21 protein-coding genes are annotated in these 21,539 nt (G+C 61.5%); 7 read left to right on the top strand and 14 right to left on the bottom strand.

Annotated features, from left to right (window positions below):
- Positions 1-35: 35 nt before the first annotated feature.
- Both ACZ5TH_RS03475 and ACZ5TH_RS03470 read right to left on the bottom strand, forming a co-directional pair.
- The gene (locus ACZ5TH_RS03475; RefSeq protein WP_464794626.1) at positions 36-941 is read right to left on the bottom strand and encodes a copper resistance protein B; all 906 of its coding nucleotides are present in this window, start codon (positions 939-941) and stop codon (positions 36-38) included.
- A complete protein-coding gene (locus ACZ5TH_RS03470; protein WP_464794625.1) occupies positions 938-2,671 on the bottom strand; it encodes a copper resistance system multicopper oxidase in 1,734 nt (577 codons plus the stop codon). Before ACZ5TH_RS03470 ends, ACZ5TH_RS03475 begins: the two co-directional genes overlap by 4 nt.
- A gap of 129 nt (positions 2,672-2,800) precedes the next feature.
- Here ACZ5TH_RS03470 and copC point away from each other — a divergent pair, with 129 nt between their 5' ends.
- Complete coding sequence (gene copC, locus ACZ5TH_RS03465; RefSeq protein WP_464795045.1) at positions 2,801-3,181, top strand: copper homeostasis periplasmic binding protein CopC; 381 nt, start codon at positions 2,801-2,803, stop codon at positions 3,179-3,181.
- Between the two features lie 20 nt (positions 3,182-3,201).
- Here the strand turns inward: copC and ACZ5TH_RS03460 are convergent, their stop codons facing one another.
- A complete protein-coding gene (locus ACZ5TH_RS03460; RefSeq protein ID WP_464794624.1) occupies positions 3,202-4,200 on the bottom strand; it encodes a 2-hydroxyacid dehydrogenase in 999 nt (332 codons plus the stop codon).
- A gap of 125 nt (positions 4,201-4,325) precedes the next feature.
- Here ACZ5TH_RS03460 and ACZ5TH_RS03455 point away from each other — a divergent pair, with 125 nt between their 5' ends.
- On the top strand, positions 4,326-4,796 hold the full coding sequence (locus tag ACZ5TH_RS03455) for an SH3 domain-containing protein (RefSeq protein ID WP_449471876.1): 471 nt from the start codon (positions 4,326-4,328) through the stop codon (positions 4,794-4,796).
- Between the two features lie 4 nt (positions 4,797-4,800).
- Here the strand turns inward: ACZ5TH_RS03455 and ACZ5TH_RS03450 are convergent, their stop codons facing one another.
- The gene (locus ACZ5TH_RS03450) at positions 4,801-6,381 is read right to left on the bottom strand and encodes a peptide MFS transporter (protein WP_464794623.1); all 1,581 of its coding nucleotides are present in this window, start codon (positions 6,379-6,381) and stop codon (positions 4,801-4,803) included.
- A 108-nt stretch (positions 6,382-6,489) separates the two neighbouring features.
- Between ACZ5TH_RS03450 and ACZ5TH_RS03445 the strand changes: the two genes are divergently transcribed.
- Positions 6,490-7,068: a nitroreductase family protein gene (locus ACZ5TH_RS03445; protein ID WP_464794622.1), complete on the top strand. Its 579-nt coding sequence runs from the start codon at positions 6,490-6,492 to the stop codon at positions 7,066-7,068.
- Positions 7,069-7,139: 71 nt separating this feature from the next.
- A complete protein-coding gene (locus tag ACZ5TH_RS03440) occupies positions 7,140-7,484 on the top strand; it encodes a GntR family transcriptional regulator (protein WP_449471873.1) in 345 nt (114 codons plus the stop codon).
- A gap of 4 nt (positions 7,485-7,488) precedes the next feature.
- Here ACZ5TH_RS03440 and prsR read toward each other — a convergent pair whose 3' ends face one another.
- From prsR to ACZ5TH_RS03405, 7 genes are all read right to left on the bottom strand, one after another.
- On the bottom strand, positions 7,489-8,820 hold the full coding sequence (gene prsR, locus ACZ5TH_RS03435) for a PEP-CTERM-box response regulator transcription factor (RefSeq protein ID WP_464794621.1): 1,332 nt from the start codon (positions 8,818-8,820) through the stop codon (positions 7,489-7,491).
- Entirely contained in the window at positions 8,820-10,892 is a 2,073-nt protein-coding gene (gene prsK / locus ACZ5TH_RS03430; RefSeq protein ID WP_464794620.1) for an XrtA/PEP-CTERM system histidine kinase PrsK, read from the bottom strand. Before prsK ends, prsR begins: the two co-directional genes overlap by 1 nt.
- A 9-nt stretch (positions 10,893-10,901) precedes the next feature.
- Positions 10,902-12,290 carry a TIGR03013 family XrtA/PEP-CTERM system glycosyltransferase gene (locus ACZ5TH_RS03425; protein WP_464794619.1) on the bottom strand — a complete coding sequence of 463 codons (1,389 nt, stop codon included), beginning with the start codon at positions 12,288-12,290 and terminating at the stop codon, positions 10,902-10,904.
- Between the two features lie 178 nt (positions 12,291-12,468).
- Positions 12,469-12,741, bottom strand: a complete 273-nt coding sequence (locus ACZ5TH_RS03420) for a hypothetical protein (protein WP_464794618.1) — start codon at positions 12,739-12,741, stop codon at positions 12,469-12,471.
- A 51-nt stretch (positions 12,742-12,792) separates the two neighbouring features.
- Complete coding sequence (locus ACZ5TH_RS03415) at positions 12,793-13,461, bottom strand: sigma-70 family RNA polymerase sigma factor (RefSeq protein WP_449471865.1); 669 nt, start codon at positions 13,459-13,461, stop codon at positions 12,793-12,795.
- Between the two features lie 107 nt (positions 13,462-13,568).
- Positions 13,569-13,709 (bottom strand): hypothetical protein, encoded by a 141-nt coding sequence (locus ACZ5TH_RS03410; protein WP_196226406.1) that lies wholly within the window; start codon positions 13,707-13,709, stop codon positions 13,569-13,571.
- Positions 13,710-13,803: 94 nt separating this feature from the next.
- Positions 13,804-14,598, bottom strand: coding sequence for a response regulator (locus tag ACZ5TH_RS03405; RefSeq protein WP_464794617.1), 795 nt, complete (start codon positions 14,596-14,598; stop codon positions 13,804-13,806).
- Between the two features lie 324 nt (positions 14,599-14,922).
- Here ACZ5TH_RS03405 and ACZ5TH_RS03400 point away from each other — a divergent pair, with 324 nt between their 5' ends.
- Together ACZ5TH_RS03400 and ACZ5TH_RS03395 are read left to right on the top strand one after the other, a co-directional pair.
- Entirely contained in the window at positions 14,923-15,120 is a 198-nt protein-coding gene (locus ACZ5TH_RS03400; protein ID WP_464794616.1) for a NepR family anti-sigma factor, read from the top strand.
- 191 nt (positions 15,121-15,311) lie between these two features.
- Entirely contained in the window at positions 15,312-16,862 is a 1,551-nt protein-coding gene (locus ACZ5TH_RS03395) for a sensor histidine kinase (RefSeq protein ID WP_464772151.1), read from the top strand.
- Positions 16,863-16,865: 3 nt separating this feature from the next.
- Here the strand turns inward: ACZ5TH_RS03395 and tgt are convergent, their stop codons facing one another.
- Positions 16,866-17,996 carry a tRNA guanosine(34) transglycosylase Tgt gene (gene tgt / locus ACZ5TH_RS03390; RefSeq protein ID WP_464794615.1) on the bottom strand — a complete coding sequence of 377 codons (1,131 nt, stop codon included), beginning with the start codon at positions 17,994-17,996 and terminating at the stop codon, positions 16,866-16,868.
- Positions 17,997-18,057: 61 nt separating this feature from the next.
- Positions 18,058-18,237 carry a hypothetical protein gene (locus tag ACZ5TH_RS03385; RefSeq protein ID WP_449471859.1) on the bottom strand — a complete coding sequence of 60 codons (180 nt, stop codon included), beginning with the start codon at positions 18,235-18,237 and terminating at the stop codon, positions 18,058-18,060.
- A 238-nt stretch (positions 18,238-18,475) separates the two neighbouring features.
- On the opposite strand from ACZ5TH_RS03385, the gene ACZ5TH_RS03380 reads away from it, so the two are divergent.
- Positions 18,476-19,432 (top strand): crotonase/enoyl-CoA hydratase family protein, encoded by a 957-nt coding sequence (locus tag ACZ5TH_RS03380; protein WP_460987823.1) that lies wholly within the window; start codon positions 18,476-18,478, stop codon positions 19,430-19,432.
- A 3-nt stretch (positions 19,433-19,435) separates the two neighbouring features.
- On the opposite strand, the gene ACZ5TH_RS03375 is transcribed toward ACZ5TH_RS03380, so the two are convergent.
- A complete protein-coding gene (locus ACZ5TH_RS03375; protein ID WP_464794614.1) occupies positions 19,436-21,427 on the bottom strand; it encodes a putative bifunctional diguanylate cyclase/phosphodiesterase in 1,992 nt (663 codons plus the stop codon).
- Positions 21,428-21,539: the final 112 nt, after the last annotated feature.

Here is a 21,539-nt window from a genome sequence, read left to right as displayed (position 1 = left end):
CTGCGATCTGTTCCCCTCGCTCCAGAAACGTGCGGTCAGAACCAGAAACGAACGCCCATCACGAAACTGGCGACAGATGCGTTATCCCCACTGGTCCTTGCCATGCGAGCCGTTCCGCCCAGCCTGCGTTCCCAATTCACCCCGGCATAGGGCGCGAACTCGCGGGCGAGTTCATAGCGCAGCCGCAGCCCCAATTCGACGTCCGACAATCCCGATCCTATGCCAAGCTCTGGAACATCCTGGGCGGCGAAGTTCAGTTCCGCCGCCGGTTGCAAGATCAGCCGCTGCGTGATGCGCTGGTCATAGCTTGCCTCCAGCCGCATATGCCCGTCGCCCTTGTGTGACAGGAACGCCTGAGCGCTCACTTCAAACCAGTAGGGAGCAAGGCCATCAATCCCGGCGACCACATAAGTGCGGTCGGGATCGGGACCGAAGTCCTGCCTCACGCCCGCCTCCAGATTGAACCAAGGGTCGATCGCCCGGCTGTAGAGCGCCTGCACCTCCGCATGCTCAAGCCTGCCGCTCGCCTTGCCCTCACCTTCCGATTTGAAAGCCAGGCGATTGATGTCGCCGCCGATCCAGCCCTCGCCTTCCCAATGATAGGCATCGCCCCCCCTGCCCGCACGATATTCCAACCGGTCCAGCATCAGCTTGGAAAAGCGCATGCCGCCGCTCTCCTCGAGCATGGCGGCGCGGGCGCGTGCCATTTCGTCCGCGCTGTAGAAGGCATCGGCGGCATGGTCGCTGGGCGGTGCTGGCGGCGTTCCTTGAGGAATGTCCTGGTCGGCAGCAGGCTCGACTTTGCTCGCGTCGGCAGGGGAATGCGACGCATGATCCTCCTGCGGCACCTGCTCCAGGGCAACGTGGCTGTGATCCATCTGCTGCGCCTGAGCAGGGAGCGTGGGAGAAAGCAGCAGCAGCGCCGTGACGGCGAGCCTCATTCTGCGTCCTCCTCGTGACGCACCGTCACGACGCGCATCATACCCGCATGCATGTGCATCAGCATATGACAGTGAAATGCCCAGTCCCCCAGCGCCTCGGCGGTCAGGTCGAAACTCACCTTGCCGCCGGGAAGAACGTTCACCGTATGCTTGAGCGGGTTATGTTCGTCCGCCCCCGTCACGAGTTCGAAGAAATGTCCATGCAGATGGATGGGATGAGGCATCATCGTGTCGTTGATAAGGTTCACGCGCACTCGCTCCATGTGGCGGAACGGGATAGGCTCGGCGCCGTCGGATAGCTTCACCCCGTCGAAGGACCACATATAGCGTTCCATGTTCGCGGTGAGATGGATGTCGAGCGTTCGCGATGGCGTCCGCCGGTCCTTGTGCGGATGCAGTGATTTGAGGTCGGCATAGGTCAGCACCCGGTGCAGAACATTTTCCAGCCCCGTCGGCCGATCAGCGATGCGATCCACAGGCATAGGAGAAAGCGTGGCGACGCCCGGCCCCATGCTGACCTGCGGCGCGACGGACTTGTCCCGCATCTTCATGGAATGCCCGGCCATGCCTTCATTGGCAGGCTGACTGAGGTCGATGACGCCGCCGTGCCCCATGTCCATCCCGGACATGTCCATGCCCATATCCTTCATGCCCAATAGAGGACGCTCACGTAGCGTTGGCACCTCCGCAGCCATACCCATGCGCGGCGCCAGTGTAGCGCGGACCAGGCCAGACCGGTCGATCGCTTCCGCAATCAAGCCATAGGGCTTAGGCTCGGCGGGCTGAACGACGACATCATAGGTTTCCGCGATGCCGATCTGGAACTCGTCCGTCTCGACCGGCTGTACATGCTGGCCGTCGCATTGCACCACCGTCATCGCCAGCCCCGGCAGCCGGACATTGAAGTTGGTCATGGCCGAAGCATTGATGATCCGCAGGCGCACCCGCTCACCCGGCGTGAAAAGGCCGGTCCAGTTTTCCGCTGTGCCGTGCCCATTGACGAGGAAGCTGTATGTCGACCCGGTCACGTCCGATATATCGGTCGGGTCCATCCGCATCGCGCCCCATTGCAGGCGCTCTTTTGCGGTTTGATCCTTGCCCGCCAGCAACCCGGCCAGCGTCTGCTTCTGCATGTTGAAATAGCCGCCCATCTGCTTCAGCCGCTTCAGCAGCATATGGGGGTGGATCGGGCTCCAGTCAGACAGGACGATCACATGCTCGCGATCCGCCTGCACCGGGTCGGCGTCGGCGGGATCGATGACGATCGGGCCGTAATGGCCGACCGCTTCCTGCATGCCCGAATGGCTGTGATACCAGTAGGTGCCTGATTGCCGCACCGGAAATTCGTAGGTGAAAGTCTCGCCCGGCCGGATGCCGGGGAAGCTGACGCCCGGCACGCCGTCCATCTGGAAAGGCACGATCAGCCCATGCCAGTGGATCGACGTATCTTCCTTCAGCCTGTTACTGACCGACAGCCGGACATTCTGCCCTTCCCTCAAGCGAATGAGTGGCGCGGGCAACGTACCATTCACCATGACCGCATGCGCAGAGCGTCCGCCTGTGGAAAAATGCCCTTCGCCGATGGTCAGCGCGATATCTTCGCCGCTCAATACCCCTGATTGAGGCGTCAGTCCCGGAGTGCCGCTTCGCGCCCAGGCAGGGAATAGCGGGCTCAGCGCCAGAACGCCGCCCAATCCCCGGATCACACCGCGACGGTCATGGCCGCTCATGATCCCAGTCCCCTTTCCCGAAAGATATATGCTGCACCTTCCAAAGCCTCATGCAAAAATTTATGCCCATCCTTGCGAGGTCAGGGAAGCCGCCCATATCCCGTGAGCAAAGAATTACCGGAGTTCAGCATCATGCGCCCCACCCTGTTCGCCGCCGCCCTTATGTTGGCCGCCATACCCTCCCTGGCAAGCGCACAGCCGAAATTGCTGTCCTCCACCCCTGCGCCCAACGCTACCGTCAGCAAGCCCGCAAAGCTCAGCCTGACCTTCTCCGAAAAGCTGCTTCCGGCCTCGAGCGGCGTCGATCTGGTCATGACCGGCATGCCGGGGATGGCCAGCCACGCACCCATGCCGATCAAGGGCTTCAAGACGTCGGTCGAAGGCGATGGCAGGACCTTGACGGTCACCCTCCCCCGCGCCTTGCCGGTGGGCAGCTATGACCTCAACTGGCATGCGGCTGGCGCCGACCAACACAAGATTTCGGGGAGATACAGCTTTACGGTCAAATAATCCGCGCCACCGCCTGCAATCTAGACCCAGCCTTCCAACACCTGATTGGGCGGGCGGTGCCCGTCGGCCCAGCTGCGGATGTTGGCGATCACGCGGGCGCCGGTGGCGTCCCGTCCCTCGAAAGTCGCCGATCCCATGTGCGGCAGCAGCACCACGTTGGACAATGCGAGCAGGCGCGGGTCGACGGCTGGCTCATGCGCATAGACGTCCAGCCCGGCTCCGGCGATCCGGCCTTCCGCCAGCGCCGCGATCAGCGCAGGCTCGTCGGTGATTTCCGCGCGGGAGGTGTTGATGAGATAGGCGTCGGGCCGCATCAGCGCGATGCGCCGCGCGTCGATCAATGCCCTGCTGTCGGCGTTGAGCGGACAGTTGATCGACACGATGTCACATTCGCTCAGCAGCGTATCGACATCGTCATGCCATGTGGCATGCAACTCTTGCTCGACCTCAAAGGGCAGGCGATGACGATTATGATAGCTGATCGACAGACCGAAGGCCGCCGCACGCCTCGCGACCGCACGACCAATCCGGCCCATGCCGATAATGCCCAGCTTCTTGCCGCCGATGCGATGCCCCAGCATGCCCGACGGGCTCCAGCCGGGCCAGGTGCCTGATCGCACCAGCTTCTCACCCTCGGCCAGTCTGCGGGGTACGGACAGGATCAACGCCATCGTCATGTCAGCAGTGTCTTCAGTCAGCACGCCGGGCGTATTGGTGACGATGATGCCCTTCCGCCGTGCCGCGCTGAGGTCAATATGATCGACCCCGCTGCCGAAGCTGGCGATCAGTTGGAGGCGTTCGGGCGCAAGGTCGATGAGCGCCGCGTCGATCTGGTCCGTCACAGAAGGCACGAGCACGTCGCATTGCGCCATCGCCCGGGTCAACGCCGTGCGGTCCATGGGCACATCGCCCACATTGAAAACCGTATCGAACAGTTCGGCCATCCGTGCCTCGACATTGGGAGGCAGGCGACGCGTCACGACGACGCGCGGCTTGGCGGGACGCGGTTTCTTGGCCATGATCAGCCGCTATTCCTGGCGATGGCGGTGGTCAAGCGCTTATGGCACAGGCCCAAGACAATGGTTGTCGGGCGCATCGGCCCGACGCTATAACCGGCTGTCACTTCAAGGGGAAAAGATCGGGGATGAAGAGGTATTTGCCTCAAGCGGGGATCGTCGCCGCCGCGCTGTGGTTCGCGAGCGGCACATCAGCGGCGCCATCCAAACCCGTCCCCTACTGGGCCTCGCTCAGCCAGGACGAAGCGCGCATGCGCGTCGGACCCAGCCTCGACTATCCTTCAAGCTGGGTCTATCGCCGCCGCGACTTGCCGGTGAAGGTGGTCCAGGTTCTGGGCTTGTGGCGCAAGATTGAGGATCCGGGCGGAACGCAGGGCTGGATGCACGTCCGGCTGCTCAGCGACACGCCGACCGCGATCGTCACGGCATCGGTCGCGCCCATGCGGGATTCCGCGCGCGATGGAGCACGCACCGTTTTCCGCGCGGAAAAGGGCGTGGTGGGTCGGCTGTCGTCCTGCAACGACGGCTGGTGCGGTTTCGACGTCGGCGGTCAGCGCGGCTTCATTCGCGCCACCGACATTTGGGGCGCGACCTCCTGACGGTTCAGGCCGGTTTGTCGCTTGCACGATCGACTATGGCGAAGCTATCCCGCTGCGCCTCAGCCTCTGCGCCCTCTTCGCCGCCCGGCTTATCGGCATGCATCAACCGCTTCACTAACGGCGCGATGACCATCACGAAGACGCCGATACCGATCGACCACCAGCCGATCTCGCCATAGACGCTCAGCACGCCGTCCCGCGATGCCGCGCCCTCCGTGCCGCCGGTGGCAGCCGCGATCATCCCGGCGACATATTCGCCAAGCGCCATCGCCAGGAACCATATCCCCATCATCAGGCCGATCATCCGCGACGGGGCCAGCTTCGACATGGCCGACAGACCAACCGGAGACAGGCACAATTCACCCAGCGTGTGGCAAAGATAGAGAAGGAAGATGAACAGGATCGGCGTCAGCGTTCCGGGCATGCCAGCTCCTGCCACCAATATCAGAAACCCTGCGCCGACCATTATGAGCGCCAGACCGAACTTGGCAGGGGTAGATGGCTCCCGCCCTTTCTTCGCCAGCGCGATCCACAAGGCGGCCATGACAGGCCCAAAGATCAGGATATAGGCCGCATTGACCGACTGGAACATCGAAGCGGGCACTTCGAAGCCAAGGATGTTCCTGTCCGTATAGCGATGGGTAAAGAGACTGAGCGACGAACCCGTCTGCTCATACAGGCCCCAGAATAGCGGGTTGATCACCAACAGGAATAGCGCCGCCAGCATGCGATCTCGCCCGATCCGCTCCATCCGGCCAAACGCTTCCCACAATATGTAGATCACCATCAGCACGCTCGCACCCGCCAGCATCCACCCGACAACCGCATGTTGCTGGATCAGCAGCCAGCACAGCAGAATGGACAGGATGCTGGACAGATAGACCAGCCATTCGCGGCTGATGATGCCGCCAACTCGCTCCGCCAGCCGCGCCGGATCGGGCGGTTCCCCCCTGCCCTGCAACAGCGGCTTGCACAGGACAAAGCCGATGACGCCCGCGATCATCCCGACAGACGCCGCGCCAAAGCCCCAGTGCCAGCCCCAGCGCTGTCCCAGATAGCCGCAGATCACCGGCCCGATCGTGGCGCCGACATTGATGCCCATGTAGAAAATCGTATAGGCCGGATCGCGCCGCATATCGTCGCGCGGATACAGCTGTCCCACCATTGCCGACACGCTGGCCTTCAGAAATCCGGTGCCGACGATGACCGTCGCAAGGCCCAGCCAGAAGAGGCCAAGCCCCATGCTGTTCGCCGATCCGTCCGCTTCCATGCCCAGGATGATGTGCCCGGCGGCGATGACGATGCCGCCGAACAGCACCGCCTTGCGCTGCCCCAGATAACGGTCGGCGAGATAGCCACCCATCAGGGGCGAGATATAGATTAGCGACATGTAGGCGCCGTAAGAATGGGCGGCGTCACGGTCGGAAAACAGGAAATGCTGCGTCAGGTAAAAGATCAGCAGTGCGCGCATGCCGTAGAAGGAAAAGCGCTCCCACATTTCGACGAAGAACAGCAGGAACAGCCCGCGCGGATGGCCAAGCCATGTCCTGCCCGAAGCGGGCGTCATAGGTGATGCGGTCGCCATCCGTTTCCCGTCCGGGCTGAGGTGATACGAAGCCTAGATCGGAAATCCCGCCCCTGTCAAAACAGGCCGCCCTTGCGCCCTGCGTGGAGCCGCGCCATTTGGAGCGCCATGTTCAACGACGCTACCACTCCGCTCTCGCTCCTGCGCACACGCCGCTCCGGTAAGCCGCGCGACCTTATCGCGCCTGGCCCTGATGCCGGACAGTTGCGCGAGATATTGGAGATCGCGCTGCGCACGCCCGATCATGGCAAGCTGGCGCCCTGGCGGTTCGTGATCGTCCCGGATGACAAACGCGAAAGCCTCGCGACCCTGTTGGAGGATGCCTATCGACGCGAGAAACCGGATGCAGGGCGTCTGGAACTGGAGGCGATGCGCCAGTTTGCCCATCAAGCGCCCACCCTTGTCGTTGCGCTTTCCGATCCTGTCGCTGGAAGCAAAATTCCGGTCTGGGAACAGCAATTGTCCGCAGGCGCGGCGATCATGAACCTGCTGCACGCCAGCCACGCCCTGGGCTTTGCGGCGGGGTGGCTGACGGGCTGGCCAGCCTATAATGAGGATGTGCGCAAGGCCTTCGCCCAGGGGGAGGAGCGACTTGCCGGCTTCATATTCATCGGCACGCCGGGACGGCCGCAGGAAGAACGGCCTCGGCCAGAATATGACAAAATAGTTTCCATTTGGGACAGATAGATAGGCGATTGCGGTAGCGGACACGGCTCATCGCATTGCCTGCATCGCTGTATTATGGCACTGATGCACTCATGGCCGATGAGTCAAAACCCGTTTATCTGCGGCTTCGCGACATCATTACTGCATCGATACTCGACGGCAGCTACCGCGATGGCGACATCCTCCCTTCCGTGCGTGCGCTCGCCGCTCAAGAAGGCGCCAATCCGCTGACGGTCGCAAAGGCCTATCAATGTTTTCAGGATGACGGCCTGATAGTGGTCAGGCGCGGGGTCGGTATGTTCGTGGCCGAAGGCGCCGCGCGCCGCCTGCGCGAAGCGGAACGGCGGCGGTTTCTGGACGAATTATGGCCGCCCGTCGCCGATCAGATCAAGCGGCTGGGCATTTCGGCTGAGGACCTCGGGCTTGAACTAGCCTGATGTCTCAACCCTGTATCTGATATTGTTTGAGCAAGTCGTACAGCGTCGGACGACTGATCCCCAACATCTTCGCCGCGCCTGAGATATTGCCGTCCGTCCGCGCAATCGCCCGCCTGATGACGCGCCTGTCCGCCATCTCCCGCGCGGCCTTCAGATTCACAAAGTCACCGCCCTCCGTCCGGTCGCCATCCAGATCCAGATCGGCGGCCGTGACATGCTTGCCATCGGCCATGATCACCGCGCGCTTCATACGATTTTCCAGCTCGCGCACATTGCCCGGCCACGTCCAGGCATCGAGCGCGGCAAGAGCGTCGGGGGCCAGCCCCTTGACCTGCGGATTCATTTCCTTGGCGAAGCGATTGAGGAAATGACGCGCCAGCAAGGCGGGGTCTCCAGGCCGATCCTTCAAAGGTGGTATCCGCACGACAATCTCGGCAAGGCGATAATATAGGTCCTCGCGGAAATCGCCCGCGCGGATCATCTCCTCCAGATCCTGATGCGTTGCGCACAGGATTCGCGTGTCCACCACGACCGCTTCCTGCCCGCTGGCGACCGCTCGATCCTGCAGGAAGCGCAGCAGCTTCATCTGCAAAGCCAGCGGCAATTCGCCGACTTCGTCCAGAAACAATGTGCCGCCCTGCGCGCGTTCGATCTTGCCCGGCGCACCGTCCTGCCCGAACAGTTCGGCTTCCAGCAACACCTCCGGGATCGCGGCGCAGTTCACGGCGACAAAGTCATTGTTCCGTCGTGGGCTTGCATCATGCAACCCCTGCGCCAGCAATTCCTTCCCCGTTCCGCTTGCTCCGGTCAGCAACACCGAAACCTGTGCCGCGGCCACCCGTTCGATGGTGCGGGCGACCTTCAGCATTTCCGGCGCCGCTGTGATTAACCGGCCCAGCACGCGCCCTTCCTCTGGCGCGACCTCGGCAAGCCGGGCATTTTCCTTCTCGAGCGCGTGAACGTGGAAGGCGCGGCGAACGATCAGCCCTAGCTCGTCGATATCCACCGGCTTCTGGTAAAAATCATAGGCCCCGCCGGAAATGGCGGTAAGGGCGCTTTCGCGCGCGCCATGGCCGGAGGCGACGATGATCTTCGTATCCGGCTTGATCTGGAGCATTTCGCCAAGCGTCGCGAAACCCTCACTGGTGCCGTCCGGATCAGGCGGCAGGCCAAGGTCCAGCGTAACAACGTCGGGAGCCTCTGCCCGCAACATCTCGATCGCTTCCTCCCGGTCGCCCGCGATGAACAGCTGATAATCCTCATAGGCCCAACGCAATTGCCGTTGCAGGCCGGGGTCATCCTCCACGATCAACAATTTGGGTCGCATGTCGCTCATCAGGCGGCCATCCCCTCCGTACCTTGTAGCGGTGCGACCGGCAGCCGCAGCGTAAAGCGACTTCCCTGCCCCGGCTTGCTTTCCACCTCGATGCTTCCGTCCATTCCCAGCGCCAACGCCCGGGCTTCGAAAGCGCCGATGCCAAAGCCACCGGCTTTGCTGGAAGAAAAGGGTTTGAACAGATCACGGCGCATATATTCGGCGGTCATGCCGCAGCCCTGGTCGATCACTTCAATCGTCGAGCAGCGGCCATCCCCTCCCAGCCGGATTTCGACCGGCTCGCCCGCCGCGCTCGCGTCGATCGCATTCTGCAACAGATGAACGATGATCTGCTCAACCCTCGCCGGATCAGCCAAGGCCAGCGGAGCGCCGCCTGTCAGGCGAACCTCATGCTGGCGCGATCGGCTCCGGGCGACCTTCTCCGCGATTTCTTGCAGGGAAACCGGCTGGCGCTCGGCACTGCGCGCCTTGTTATGCTGGGACAGGCGCGCCAGCAGGTCGTTCATCTTGCCCACCGATTCCTTGAGCGTCAGCACCATGTCCGCACGAAATTCGGGATTTTCGGCATGCCGCTCCGCATTTCGGGCGAGCAACGACAGCTGGCTGACCAGATTCTTGACGTCATGAATGATGAAGGCGAAGCGGCGGTTGAACTCGTCGAAGCGCTGGGCATCGTCCAACGCCTGCTGCCCCTGCGCTTCGCTCAGATAGCTCGCCGCCTGACGGCCCGCCGTGCGCAGCATGTCGAGATCTTCCCAGTCCAGCCGCCGGTCCATCGCAGGCCGCGCCAGCAGGATGGCACCGATCAGCTTGCCGAAATGAATCAGCGGAACCAACGCCCAAGCGCGCGCGTCCGCCCGCATCCATCCGGGCGCTTCACGGCCCTCACGGCGCGCAAGATCCTGGTCGATATCGATGATCCAGCCACTCCGCTCAACCAGGAGCGCGAAAGGCGCAGGCACGGTCGCATCATGAGCGAGCTCACCATCCCAGTTCCAATGGGTTTCCAGCGCGAGGGAACCGTCCTCGGCGCGCAGCATCAATATGGCGGCGGGGGAATCGGTGATGTCGGCCACCGCCTTCGCCACCCGTTCGCCCAGCGGCGGTGCATCGCTGCCTGGCCTGCCGATCGTTTCGCCAAAACGCATCCATTCGGTGCGATAGTCATAGCGATGCTGGAAGAAATGCTTGGCGACCTGCACCTTCCAAAGCGCCCGTATCCGGGGCGAAGGGAGCAGCACCAGCGCGCTGACGGCCATGAAGAAGACGCAGCCAATCTGGATGATCCGGGCATAGGGGCCAGCAAGCAACTCGATCGCCAGCGCAGCCGCCGCGATGAGGATCATGTAGAGCGTCATCGAAACAAGCGACAGCGCACGGAAGGTCAGCAATCGTGACAGTTGAACCTGCGCCGCCATGTCCCGCCGCATGCCCACCGCAATCACGGGAGCGAGCAGCGCCATCAGCGGGCCGCGAAGCGCGTACAGCGCATGCGCCCGCTCGATCGCGAAATAGCCGATCACATAAAGATTGAAGTCATAGGTCCACATCGCCGCCAGCGCGCCGAGCAGCAACGCCACCCGGCCCCGCTGCTGCGGAGGCCAACTGATATAGAGATGGTGGACCAGCATCAGCCCGCCGACCGCCGTCATCATGTGCAGGCTGAGTGACACCTGTACCAATGTGTGATGCAGGTCGCTGGCGCTGGGCAATTGCCGCCAGATGAGGTCGGTGAAGGTCTGGAACAGGATCAGCCCCGCCACAGCCGCATAGACCGATCCGATCGCCACCATCGATCCCGCCCGCGCCGCCGCATCCCGGCGCAGCATCATGAACAGCAACAGCAGCCATGCGGCGTTACGGATATTCTCACCAATTCCCGTCAGCGGTTTGTCGACCCCGCCGAAGGATACATAGAGCGACCAGCAGGATGTCAGCAGCAGCGCGACCGCCAGCATCCGCTGATCCGCCGCCTGCTCCCGGCGACGCAGGCCGAATATCCCGACCGCCGCGAACAGCACGGCAGCGAGCGCGTGGCCCCAATCTCCGACAAATTGCAGCAGCCCTCCCATCGCCGCGCCTCAGCGCGCCCCTTCCGGCCACAGGATGACGCGCAGGGTCTGGATCAGGATCAGCAGGTCGAGGAAGGGCGTATAATTTTTGGCGTAGTAGAGATCATATTCCAGCTTGTTCCGGCTGTCCTCGATCGACGCGCCATAGGGATAGTTGATCTGCGCCCAGCCGGTGATGCCCGGCTTCACCATGTGGCGCTCAGCATAATAACGCAGATGCTGCTCCAGATCCTCGACGAACTGGCGCCGCTCCGGGCGAGGGCCAACGAAGCTCATCTCGCCCTTCAGCACCGTCCATGTCTGCGGCAGTTCATCAATGCGCAGCTTACGGAGCCAGTAGCCGAGCCGGGTGATCCGGGGATCGTCCTTTTCCGCCCAAACCGCCTGCCCGCTGACTTCCGCATCCTGCCGCATGGTGCGCAGCTTCACGATCCAGAATTCCTCGCCGAACAGGCCGACGCGCTGCTGCCGGTAGAAAGCAGGGCCTTTACTATCGAGCTTCACCAGGATCGCCGCGATCAGGATGATAGGGCCAGTCAGCAGCAGAAGGATGGAACTGGCGATGACGTCGAAAAGCCGCTTGGCGATGCTGGACAGGCGGCGGCCTGCGGAGAAACCATCCGAAAAAATCAGCCAGCTAGGATTCACGCTGTCGAGATCGACCCGGCCCGTCTCCCGTTCGAGGAAGGTCGATATCTCGTTCACATGGACGCCCGTCGTCTTGATACGCAGGAGATCGGACAAAGGAAGCGCATTGCGTCGCTCCTCCAGCGCCAGCACCACCTCGCTGGCGGCCAGCCGCACCACGAAATCCGCCAGATTATAGATGGCGCTGCGGTTGATCGCTTCGGGGATCACCTGCGTCCCGTCATTCATCGCGATATAGCCGACGATCAGGAATCCCGCCCCCTTACGCTGTTCCAGTTCGCGGATGCGGTTGGCGCGATTGCCCGCGCCCAGCACCACAAGCCGACGCTTGAACGCCTCACCACCGAGCATCGACCCCAGCAGCAGACGCACCGCTAGCAAGAGAGCGATAGCAAGCGCCATGGCATAAAGAGAATTGGACCGCCAAAGCGTCAGGTCTGGCAGCACGAAATGCATGACCGACAGGAATATGACGCCCAGCGAAATCGCCACCAGCAGGCGCGCAAAGGCAAAACGGATCGATTGGAGCGCTTCCGTGCCATAGACGCCCACCGCGATCATGGCAGTCTGGATCGACAGCGCAAAGCTGATCAACGGCGCGGCGCGCGTCGTGATCTGATCGACATCCATGCCGATCTGCCGAGCCCTCAATATCCATCCGGCCTCGGCCGCGCTCAGCAGCAGGACAAGATCAAGCAGTCCCAGCAACAGCACGGCATGCGGCACATAATGTTTGAAAAGCCTGATCATCAGTCGCGCGCATTCCCGGCGCTGCCGTTGGCAAAGGCAGCCTTGTTGGCATCGGAATCGCTTACAATGACTGTAAGGAAATCCGACAATGCGCTGACTGTGGAGGAAATTCCCAAAGATTTTCTGAAGATGGCCTGCGCCGCCGCCTGTTCCGTTACCAGCGCGTATGGCCCGCAGGTCAGTTCCGGCTGTTCAGCCGCTCCGCCTCATTTTGAGCAGCATCCCCGACGACATGGGCTGCGCTGTCGGGCGAATCGGCCGCTTCGATCAGCGTGTCGCCCACTCGGCTTTCGCGTTCCTTTGTCAGGTAGAAGAAGCCGATAGCCAGGATCAGGGCAATCGCAACGATCGCGAAAATCACGGTGCTACCGCGAGACCGCTTCGCCTCGATCATCTGGTCCGAATTCTCCCGGTCCAGAGGAGGGTCGCCTCTCCTTCCACCCTCAACCATAGTCCTTCTCCCATGCCCCTTCCCATCCGGGAAGGTCGGCAGGAACCGGCCTTATACGTCATCGGCATCCAGGTCGGGACTCTGCCTCATCTCACGCCCCCGACTGAGGCGATCGACGTCGTCCATGATCTCGTCCAGCACGGCTGTGTCTCTGGTCTCCTGCGTCCGCCGCGACGGCAGATCACCGCTTTCGAGAATCTGTTCCAGCGCGGCGCGTCCACGCGCCACCCGGCTTTTGATCGTTCCAACCGCGACACCGCAGATTTCGGCGGCCTCTTCATAGGCAAAACCGCCCGCGCCGACGAGGATAAGAGCCTCGCGCTGCGGCTGGGGCAATTGCAACAAGGCGCGCTGCATGTCGGAAAGCTCGACATGCTTGTCCTGACCAGCAGGCGCCGCCAAGATGCGATCAGCCGTCAGGTCATCCCAATCGCCACGAAAGCGCGAGCGCCGCATCTGCGAAAGATAATGGTTGCGCAAAATGATGAACGTCCAGGCACGCATGTTGGTGCCCGCCTGGAAACGGACACGTGCCGCCCATGCCTTCAAAAGCGTTTCCTGAACGAGGTCATCGGCGACATCGCGATTACCCGAAAGGGACCGGCCAAACGCGCGCAGGTGCGGGATCACCGCAGCCAGTTCACGTTTGAAATCCGAATCCGAGAGCGACTGCCGCTCTTCTTCCTGGTGCTCCGCCTCCTGGCCAAGCCCTTCGCTCATGGGAACAACCCTCTTACTGGCTGTCGCCCTCGCCTCATGAACCGAAGCCGTCAAAGCCATATGTGCGTCCGCATCCTATACCCATTGTTCCACGGAACCAATGTTGTTTACCCGTAATAGCTCCACAGCACGATCAGCATGCCAATAATTACCAAAGGCAGCGAAATGCCGAGAATGTAACGGACTATGTGTGGCGTCGATCCTGACCTGGCGTCTTCGGCAGCAACGTGCTTTTCCTCTTCCGCCATAATTCACCTCCCGATCGTTACGCATGAATAACGCGGGGGAATGAGCCGGGTTCCGCCACTCATTCAGTCTTTTATGGCATGTCGGCTTGGCCAATCATGCCGGGGCAGTGGCCTCGTCAAAGAAAAGGGCCTGCGAAATGGCCGCTTTGACGGTCGAACGCTGGAACGGCTTGGTAATCAGGAATGTCGGTTCTGGACGTTCGCCAGTCAGCAGGCGCTCCGGGAAAGCGGTGATGAAGATGACCGGCACGGAGAACTCCGCCAGAATATCCTTCACCGCATCGATGCCGCTGGAATCGTCGGCCAACTGAATGTCGGCCAGCACGAGGCCCGGCCGCTCGGCCAGCGCTTCACGCACAGCGTCTTCACGGGTCACGGCGATTGCGGTCACTTCATGACCAAGGTCGCGGACGATCGTTTCGATGTCCATGGCGATGATCGGCTCGTCCTCGATGATCAGGACTTTGGCGCGAGTCTGCGCCTCGATCTCGCCAAGCGCTTCTTCCACCAGGGCTTCGACATCGGCCGGGTCCAGACCGATCAGATAGCCGACGTCATCGACCGTGAAACCTTCCAGCGCCGTCAGCAGCAACGCCTGCCGGGGGAGCGGCGTCAACCGCGCGAGGCGTGCCTGGGCGACCGCTTCCTGCCCGTCATTGCCTGTCAGGACCGGACCATCTTCCAGATGGGATGACGACCAGATCGCGTGGAAAGTCCGGTAAAGCCCAAGCCGCGGATCGACATCGGCCGGAAACTCTTCGGGCGCCGCGACGATCGCTTCCAGCGTCACACGCACATAAGCGTCACCATGACCCTGGCTGCCCGTCAGGGCGCGGGCATAGCGGCGCAAGAAAGGAAGATGGGGGTGCAGTTGCTGTCCAAGCGACATCTGTAAATCTTCTCCCAGCCCATAGGGCGCATTGCTACTAAACACTCGCTGCGCGAAAGGATGGATTGCTGATGCCGATGTGGCAAGCCCCCGCCCCTCTCGGTCGCCTTTCACAAGGCCACAAAAAATGCTTCGAAGTGCGGAACCAACGACGAAAAGATTTGTTTCACTGCCGTTCGGTTTTTTAACTGAAATCTGGATTTTGATGTAAAGGTCCGCTGGCGGTCAATTGACGTCGTGCGGGAAAGCCGCAAAAGAAATGTCGATTGACATGTTAGCGTTGCAGAGGGGCGTATTTTGGTTGCTTCAACGACGGAACGGGATGTGAAGGGAGGGGACAAGAAAGATGTCGGCGCCAACACCCCGGATTCGGGCGTGACTGGCAGCGCCCCCCGAAAACGGCGGTCCTCCCCGGCCAAGGGTGACGGACAAGTCGCCAACGCGCTGCGCTCCGTTTATCAGCGTGCGGTGGATGAAGACATTCCCTCCGAAATGCTCGACCTACTGAGGAAGCTGGACTAAGCGTCGGTTCAAGGATCGACGTCATTGAGGCGTCCCGGACGGAGGGCAGGCTGGTGCTTTTCGAAAATGGAATATGCGCGGGCCGGCCCGTTGCTTGGGCGGTGCGCGCTTGCGTGCGGCAGACCTTTCCTGTCGACACACTCCTGATTATCGCATGAACGGGACGGCCAGTCCCAGCCAGTTGATTGCTCATGCGTAACCTGAACAGCCTGATCCAGTCCACCGGCGTCAAGATGTTCCTCATCCTGACGCTCGCCCTGCTGCCGCTGGGCCTTATCGCCCTTGTGGCGTCCTTGCAGGCCATCCGGACGTCAGACCTGGAAAAGGAAGCGCTGCTTCGAGTGTCCGTGACTCAGAGTGCTCGCAAGTTGACCGAAGACCTTGCTTCGGATCGAACGGCGTTGATGCTTACCGCCAACGCGCTGTCCACCGGCAGCGAGGGGCCGGAAATGTGCCAGCGGCTGTCGGTCTTCCTGACGTCACACGACCGGGAAGGCGGCCGATATTATATCTACGATCGAAAGGGTCGCCGCATCTGCGGATCGTCCCAGCCAGAACCGCGCGGCCTGACCACGGCGGCACGTTTTCACACGGCTCCGGCGCTCCTGCTCCCAGCATCGGGCTATCTCGTCAGCCGCGTGGTCAGCGACAACAGGCAGGTGGCGGCAATCGCCTATTATTCGCGCTCCTACCTTGAAACGATCGCCAGCCCGACCACCGCGCTCCAGAACCGTCAGTTAAGCTTGCAGCAGGGCGATCAGCTTCTGGTGGTCAGTCGTCCAACAGGCAATCTGCGGGGCAAAAGCACCAGCCTGTCCGCGCGGCTTGATCCGCCGGACATCCTGCTCACCATGACCTTGCGCGATCCGCCGGTCACGCTTGCACGCATGCTTTCGCTGTTCCTGCCGCTGGTGATGTGGTTCGCGGCGGCGGCGATCGGCTGGTTCGTGGTCAACCGATTGCTGATCCAGCCGCTAGTCGCGCTGCGCCGCGCCGTAGCCGCCTATCATCCCGGCGAAGTGCTGGAGCCGATGCGCCGCATACGCACTCCCGCGCAGGAAATAGTGGCGCTGGGCGAAACCTTCCGCGAAATCAGCGAGGATGTAGCAACGCATGAGGCCGAGATGGCCGAAGGGCTGGAGACCCAGCGCAAATTGACGCGAGAGGTGCATCATCGCGTCAAGAACAACCTCCAGATCATCGCCAGCCTGATTAGCCTGCATGCCCGCGCCGCGCACGAGCCTGAAGCCGTGGAGGCCTATGCCTCCATTCAGCGCCGCGTCGATGCATTATCGGTCGTGCATCGCAATCATTACGCGGAATTGGAGGAGCATCGCGGCGTTGGCGTGCGGTCACTGGTCAGCGAATTGTCCGCCAGCCTGCGCGGCACTGCTCCCGCAGAAGCGCGTCGGTTCGGCATCCAGATTGACAGCGACAATCTGCACATCAGTCAGGACGTTGCCGTTCCCATCGCCTTCCTGCTGACAGAACTGGTGGAACTGGCGATGCTGTCCGATCCCAAGACAGGCATGCGCATAACGGTGCAGCTCGAACCTGGACGGGAAGACCGCGCGATCCTTCACGTCAGTTCCCCGGCATTGCGCGCTTCCGATACGATGGGCGAAAGGATCGAGGAACGTTATGGCCGGGTACTGACGGGCCTTTCCCGCCAGTTGCGCGCTCCGCTGGATCATGATCCGGTCGCTGGCGACTATGCCATCGCCATCACCGTCATTCCCTGATCATCAGACCCGCTGATAGTCGCGCCGGAAATCCGCCGCGAAAGCAGCGAACCGGCCTTGTGCGATATTGTCGCGGATCGCCTGCATCAATGACTGGTAGAAGTGGATGTTATGCTGGGTCATCAGCATCGCGCCCAGCATTTCTCCGGCCTTTACCAGATGATGCAGATAGGCGCGGCTCCATGTTGCGCAAACCGGGCAGGTGCAGCGTGGATCGAGCGGCGAAAGATCCTCGGCAAAGCGGGCGTTGCGAATATTGAGCGGGCCTGCCCAGGTAAAAGCCTGTCCGTTGCGCCCACTGCGCGTCGGCAGGACGCAATCGAACATGTCGATGCCGCGTTCGACGGCACCAACAATGTCGTCGGGTTTCCCCACCCCCATCAGGTAGCGGGGCTTGTCCTGCGGCAGCATATCGGGCGCATAGTCGAGGCAGCCGAACATCGCCTCCTGCCCCTCCCCGACCGCCAGGCCGCCGACAGCATAGCCGTCAAAGCCGATCTCGATCAGCTTCTGCGCCGAAATACGCCGGAGATTTTCGTCAAGCGACCCCTGCTGGATGCCGAACAGCGCGGCGCGCGCCGCATGTTCGCCGCCCGCGTCAAAGCCCTCGCGCGATCGCCTCGCCCACCGCATCGACCGCTCCATGCTGTTCGCGGCTTCGTCGTGAGTGCAGCCATTTTTCGTGCATTCGTCGAACGCCATGACGATGTCGCTGTCGAGCAGGCGCTGAATCTCCATCGAGCGTTCGGGCGTCAGCATATGACGGGACCCGTCGATATGGCTGGCGAAGGCCACCCCCTCCTCACTCATCTTCGTGAGCGCGGACAGGCTCATCACCTGATAACCACCGCTGTCCGTCAGGATCGGCCGGTCCCATCCCATGAAGCCATGCAGCCCGCCCAGCCTTGCCACACGCTCGGCGCCGGGACGCAGCATCAGATGATAGGTATTGCCCAGGATGATGTCGGCGCCAGTCGCGCGGACCTCGGCGGGTCGCATGGCCTTTACGGTCGCGGCGGTGCCCACCGGCATGAAGGCGGGGGTTCTGATCTCCCCACGGCGCATCTGGATCGTGCCCGTACGGGCCTTGCCGTCCGTTGCGGCGATAGCGAAGGAAAAGCGGGATTGAGTCACGCTGCGCGCTCTAGAACATCGCGCGAAGAAGTGGGAACCGCTTTTTGAAAATTATGCGGGATCAACCAGCCTTGCGCAGGCCGTCGAACGCCACGATCGCATCGATGTCGAAACCCTCCACACGGCGGTAATTGCCGATGAAGCACAGGCAATCAGCCGCCAGGTTAAGAGTCCAGCTCGTCCCCTCTTCATCATGAAGCAGGAGCGTCACAATCTGTGGATCGGTGCGATGTCTGTCCATGCACCATTTCATAATTAATAAAGGTTAACAAAGCCCTGAGACGATCTTCATCTGCAAATTGGTTAACGGCATTTGTTGCATTAATACAACGTTAACCATAATGATCGCGTCATTTCTGCTACTTAGAGGCAACAGTCGGCGATAAAAAGGGTTAATGAAGCACTCTTCGGGTTCGCGGTGGTTGCATAGGTCTGACAATATTGTTTTCCTCGGCGTGTATCTAAATGCGGGGGCACAGATGATTGATTCCGGACGCTTTAATCCGGCACGTGATGAGGTGGAGGACGCTTCGCCCGTGCATCTGCATGTCGAAAGCATTCAGCCATTTGCCGCTACGGAAGCTGCGCCTCAGGCGCGCGAAAACGGCCATTCGATGCTGTTCGACCTGGGTCAGGTCGACGTCAGCTTTGAAGAATCGACCGACACATTATGGGCGTTCATGACCCCCGCGAATCGGCCAAATTATAATTTGCCGATGCTTCGCGACATTCGGCTTTGGCAGACAGAGGCCAAGCGGCTGTTTGATGAAGGCGCTCTGCCGCTCAAATATATGGTGCTGGGCTCCCGTTTTCCGGGCGTTTTCAACCTTGGCGGCGACCTTGAGTTGTTTGCTGGCTGCATCGAGCGGGGCGACCTGCCCGGCCTCGTCAAATATGGTCATGCCTGCATCGACGTGGTCCATCGCGCGTGGCGCAATGCGGACATGCCGCTAATCTCCATCGCATTGGCGCAGGGCGATGCTCTTGGCGGCGGCTTCGAGGCGCTTCTCTGCTTCGACGTCGTCGTGGCGGAGCGGAGCGCTCGCTTCGGCCTGCCCGAAATGCTCTTCGGCCTCTTCCCCGGCATGGGCGCTTATTCCATTCTGGCGCGCAAGCTCGGCCGTCGCATGGCGGAACGCATGATCCTGTCGGGCAAGGTCTATACCGCTGAAGAAATGTACGACATGGGCGTGGTCACCATCCTTGCCGAGGATGGAGAGGGCGAACAGGCCGTGCGTGACTATATCACCGGCAACCGTCCGCATCATGCGGGCCATGTCGGCGTGTTCGAAGCGGGCCGCCGCGTCGATCCGCTCGATTATGCCGAGCTTAAGGACATTGTGGAAAATTGGGCGGCAACGGCGCTCAAGCTCGATCCCAAGGACCTGCGCATGATGCGTCGGCTCGCTTCGGCCCAGACGCGCCTGACCAAATAGCCGTCAGGCGCGGCGACGACTCTGCATGAGCGTGACGACGTTGCTCTTCTCACGCCGCATGTCACTCATCATCTTGAGCAGGTCCTCAGCTGGCATGGGGCGGCTGAGCACGAAACCCTGCACATTGGTGAAGCCCATCTCACGCGCATAACGCAGCTGCTCTTCGGTCTCGATACCTTCCGCCACCGTTTCGACGTCCAGCGAATGGGCCAGATAGGCAACCGACTGGGCGATCGCGCGATCCCGTCCCTTTTCACCCACGCTGCGCATGAAGCTCTGATCGACCTTCAGCGTGTCGAAGGAATAGTCGCGCAGATAGCCGAGCGAAGAATAGCCCGTTCCAAAGTCATCAAGGGCCAGCCGCAACCCGATACGCTGAAGCTCCGACAGGATGAGGCTGGTCCGGCCACTATCTTCCAGGAAGATGGACTCCGTCACTTCCAGTTCCAGCCGCTTGGCCTTCAGGCCCGATCCCATCAGCGCCGATATGACAGCGCGCGGAAGCCCGTCGCTCTTGATCAGCGCGGGCGAGATGTTGACGGCGACGCGGACATGATCGTCCCACAGCATGGCGTCACGACACGCCTGCTCCAGCGCCCATGCGGTGATCGGTTCGATCAGGGAACTGCTTTCGGCGACGGGTATGAATTCGGCCGGCGAAATCCGGCCCATGGTCGGGTGATCCCACCGCATCAACGCTTCGCAAATGGCGATCTTGCCGGTGACGGTGTCAAAGATCGGCTGATAATGCAGTAGCAGCTCGCCGTTCGCCATGGCGCTGCGCAGCGCCATTTCCAGCTCATAGGTCCGGTTCTGGCGCTCCTTCATCGACCAGTCGAACTGCGCATGGCGGTTCCGCCCTGTGCGCTTCGCCTCATACAGAGCCATGTCGGCGTGCTGGAGCAGTTCTTCGCTATCGCGCCCGTCTTCAGGCGCAACCGCAATGCCCATCGATGCGGTGACCGTCAGATGATAGCCGCTGACGTCGAAGTCGTGGCTGAACTCTGTCATCACATCATGCGCGATCTGCTCAGCAATGGAGCGATCCGCGCCGGGGCAAATCACGATAAATTCGTCTCCGCCAAAGCGCGCGACATGCCCACGGCTATCAAGCGCATGGGAAAGCCGCGCAGCCACCGTGCAAAGCAGCTGATCGCCAATGATATGGCCGAGCGAATCGTTGATCTCCTTGAACCGGTCCAGATCCATCCAGAACACAGCCATCGGGTCCTGATCGGACTGACGCTTGTCGAACAGTTCCCGCAAACGCATCTGCATCGCCATGCGGTTTTCGACCCCGGTCAGGCTGTCGAACCGCGCCAGCCGCTCGAACTTCGTCGCCAGCTGCGACTTTTCATAATTGCCCTGCAATGCCTCCACGACGATTCTGTGGGTGGTGCGCGTGATCTCAGCCATAGCGAAGATCATCAGGAACAGCATGGTCGCCAGAACCCAATAGCCAAGCCCCCCCGCGATGCAGAGACCAAGGGAGGTTGGCAGCAGCGCGAAACATGTCTGGCCAATAGCAATATGAATACGGCCCGCATTGCGCCCCGCGATGCCGCCTGAATAGGCCGCGACCAGCGTCACGCTCAATATATGCAACGATGCGTCGCCGGTGAGGACCAGCGTGGCAAAGGCGAGCAGACCAAGCAGCGCCGCATAGCCCCACGCACCCAGTTCATAGGCAAGGCCCCAGATTTGCTGCGTGGGTCCTTGATGATCCGCCAACTGCCGCAGAAAATAGACTGCCGAGATCGACCGGCTCACCGCAACCAGGAAAATCAACGCTGCGATCGTGGTGATTTCGGCACGGCCAGCATGGTAGGCGACGACGAAACTGAGCGCTCCGCCAGCCAGTGCGCCGATCATCAATGATTTGGGCGAGGCGTAGAGCGATTGGACAAGGCTGTCCTGCACCTCAGCGCTCTGCTGAGTATCGGGCGCGAGATGCGCGCGCAATTTTGCGCTCCAATGATGGAAGAGGCGTGACACGTCTCCGTCATCTTTGGCCAAACATGATTTCTATTTGGTAAATTCAGACCCGGTAAGATGCCCGAAATGGAGGTTTCGAGCGGCTGTCGGATGTGGGGCTGCTCCCTTCATT

The sequence above is a fragment of the Sphingobium sp. TomTYG73 genome (assembly GCF_055394245.1).
The sequence above is the reverse complement of the archived record's forward strand: the minus strand, read 5'-3'. Positions and strand labels throughout refer to the sequence as shown.